3 protein-coding genes and 1 pseudogene are annotated in these 2892 nt (G+C 66.0%); 3 read left to right on the forward strand and 1 reads right to left on the reverse strand.

Going from position 1 to position 2892, the window contains the following annotated elements; translation table 11 throughout:
- The 3 genes and pseudogenes from AX692_RS19985 to AX692_RS03320 all read left to right on the forward strand — a co-directional run.
- Positions 1-276, forward strand: a pseudogene (locus AX692_RS19985) (tRNA (N(6)-L-threonylcarbamoyladenosine(37)-C(2))-methylthiotransferase MtaB); the annotation flags it as partial.
- The gene (ftsY, locus tag AX692_RS03315) at positions 273-1199 is read left to right on the forward strand and encodes a signal recognition particle-docking protein FtsY (RefSeq protein WP_073973674.1); all 927 of its coding nucleotides are present in this window, start codon (positions 273-275) and stop codon (positions 1197-1199) included. The pseudogene AX692_RS19985 and the gene ftsY, both read left to right, overlap by 4 nt.
- The gene (locus AX692_RS03320; RefSeq protein WP_073973675.1) at positions 1199-1846 is read left to right on the forward strand and encodes an inner membrane-spanning protein YciB; all 648 of its coding nucleotides are present in this window, start codon (positions 1199-1201) and stop codon (positions 1844-1846) included. Before ftsY ends, AX692_RS03320 begins: the two co-directional genes overlap by 1 nt.
- 9 nt (positions 1847-1855) lie before the next feature.
- On the opposite strand, the gene AX692_RS19465 is transcribed toward AX692_RS03320, so the two are convergent.
- The gene (locus AX692_RS19465) at positions 1856-2692 is read right to left on the reverse strand and encodes a hypothetical protein (RefSeq protein ID WP_155646252.1); all 837 of its coding nucleotides are present in this window, start codon (positions 2690-2692) and stop codon (positions 1856-1858) included.
- Between the last annotated feature and the right edge of the window lie 200 nt (positions 2693-2892).

Here is a 2892-nt window from a genome sequence, read left to right on the forward strand (position 1 = left end):
CCCTACTCCCCCCGCCCCGGCACCCCCGCAGCGCGCATGCCGCAGCTTGCGCGCGCGGTGGTCAAGGACCGCGCCGCAGACCTGCGCGCCCGCGCCGCCGCACGCCGCGCGGCGTGGCTCGCCGGGCTTGTGGGCGAAACGCTCCCCGTCCTCGCCGAGCGCGGCGGCACCGGCTATGCCCCCAATTACGCCCCCGTCGCCCTGCCCTCCGGCACGGCGGCAGGCACGATCATCAATGTGACCCCAAGCGAGGTCAGGGAGGGCCTGCTCGCATGAACCAGACCAGCTGGACGCAGCGCCTGTTCGGGGGCTTCGCCAAGACCTCCGAGCGGCTCTCGGCCAATCTGCCGGGCGCCAGTGGCGGCACGGCGAAGCTCGACGACGCGACGCTCGACGAGGTCGAGGATGCGCTGATCCTGTCCGACCTCGGCCCGTCCGCCGCCGCCCGCATCCGCGCGCGGCTTTCGGACAAGCGCTTCGGGCTCGAGATCACCTCGCGCGAATTGAAGGAGGCGGTCGCCGAGGAAATCGCCGCGATCCTGCGCCCGGTCGCCAAGCCGCTCGAGATCACTGCCTTCCCCCGTCCGCAGGTGATCCTCGTGATCGGGGTCAACGGCAGCGGCAAGACCACCACCATCGCCAAGCTCGCGCACCTGTTCCAGGAGGACGACTACGGCGTGCTGCTGGCGGCGGGCGACACCTTTCGCGCCGCCGCGATCGGCCAACTGGCGACCTGGGCGGGCCGCATCGGCGTCGACCTCGTGCGCGGCCCCGAGGGCGGCGATCCGGCGGCGATCGTGTTCGACGCGGTCAGGCAGGCCACCGACACCGGGATCGACGCGCTGATCGTCGACACCGCCGGGCGCCTCCAGAACAAGAAGGAGCTGATGGAAGAGCTCGCCAAGATCCGCCGCGTGCTCGGCCGCCTCAACCCCGAGGCGCCGCATGACGTGGTGCTGGTGCTAGATGCCACCAACGGCCAGAATGCCCTGTCGCAGATCGATGTCTTCAAGGAGGTCGCAGGGGTCACCGGCCTGATCATGACCAAGCTCGACGGCACCGCGCGCGGCGGCGTGCTGGTCGCGGCGGCGGAGCAATATGGCCTTCCCATCCACGCCATCGGCGTCGGCGAGAAGATGGAGGACCTGCGCCCCTTCGACCCCGACCTCGTCGCGCGCGTGATCGCCGGGGTGGCATGATGGCCGAGGGAGAGGGCAAGAAGGCCGCCTCGGGCTGGCTCAATGTCGCGGTCGATTACGGCCCGCTGCTGGTGTTCCTCGGGGTCTATCGCTGGCAATCGCCGGCAGAGCCAAGCCCTGTGGGCGAGATTGGCGCGATCATCGCAGGCACCGCCGCCTTCATGGTCGCCGCGGTCGCCGCGCTGCTTGTCTCGAAATGGCGGCTCGGCAAGGTCTCGCCGATGCTGTGGTTCTCGACCGCGCTGATCGTCGGCTTCGGGAGCCTCACCATCTTCTTCGGCGATCCGACCTTCGTGCAGCTGAAGCCCACGATCATCTACGCCAGCTTCGGCGTGGCGCTGCTGGGCGGGTTCGCCATGGGCAAGGCACTGCTGCGCATCCTCCTCGAAGCTGCCTTCGAGGGGCTTACCGAGGAGGGCTGGCTCAAGCTGTCGCGCAATTGGGGCGTGTTCTTCCTGTGCCTTGCCGTGCTCAACGAGGTGCTGCGCGCACAGATGGACTTCGAAGGCTGGCTCTGGGCCAAGATCTGGGTGTTCCTGCCGCTCACCTTCCTCTTCACCTTCAGCCAGATCCCGATGCTGTTGAAGCACGGGTTGAACGTCGAGGACAAGGACGAGGTGCTGAAGGACGAGCCGCCGACGGGCTGAGACCCGTATCTACTTCATTTCCTTCTTGATTGGTTCCGGTTTCCGGAATTCTGCCCGAAGGATAAACCATTCATTGTAAACTCGCCTGCCCCTCTCGTCATGCACCTGCACCCTCAGGATCTTCTCTGAAGCCAGCGCTGCCCGGCCGAAACCGAGCCCGCGCGGGTGTTCGTCGACCAGACTGCAGTCACGGACCCGGTTGCCCCTGGACGCCTTGCATTTGAGCAGGGCAACTCCGCCGTCCCCGGTTTCTGTGGCGGCTTCGGGATAGAATCTGTCCAACTGCGCGAGATCCATCTCGGGCGCCCAGCTCGCAGACAGTTTGCGGCGCGCACCCTTCCCTCCTCCGGTGCCGCTGCCTCCTGATCCCGTTCCACCTGCACCATTGCCGCCTGTGTCGTTGCCATCTGTGGCGCCAGCGCCAAGATTCCGCGTGCCGTCACGCACGGCAAGACCTCGGCCCGTCGCGGGCAGAACAACCTCTGGAACGGTCAAGGGCGCCAGCTTGATATCCGGAATGGGCACGACCGGAAGGTCCGGCGCCCCTGCATCGGGAGCAGGCGCCGGAGCGGGCGGTGGCGATGAGGCATCGGATTTCTCTTCCGGCTGATCAGGTCGCTCCTGCGGCATTTCAAGAGGAGGAGGCTCTTCGTCCTGTGACGGCGGCGAATTGTCGAACACGGTCAACAATTCGGTCGTCTCGTCCGGATTGCGATACCTCTCACCGAGCGACATGATCAATGCAGCGAGAAGCGCGGTGAGCAACAGGGCCAACGCGAGCGATCTTGCATCAAGTTGGCTGGGCCGAAACCCGCCTGGTTCGGACTTGCGGATATCCTTTGCCATCGACTCCGCCACACTGAACCTCGGTCCGTTGGAAGAACCCACCTTTATCAACGTGTGGTGAGTGCGGGCAATCCTGCCATAAGTGGTTCAATTCGAATTTCGAATTGCCATCCGCAGTTCGCGGACACGGTAGCGAAAGAGCCGGCTAGCCGCTCTTATGCACCAAGGGGTGTCTGAGCGGTAGGCGGGAGTAGCGTAAA

Source organism: Erythrobacter donghaensis (assembly GCF_001557325.1).
GTDB classification, from domain to species: domain Bacteria; phylum Pseudomonadota; class Alphaproteobacteria; order Sphingomonadales; family Sphingomonadaceae; genus Erythrobacter; species Erythrobacter donghaensis_B.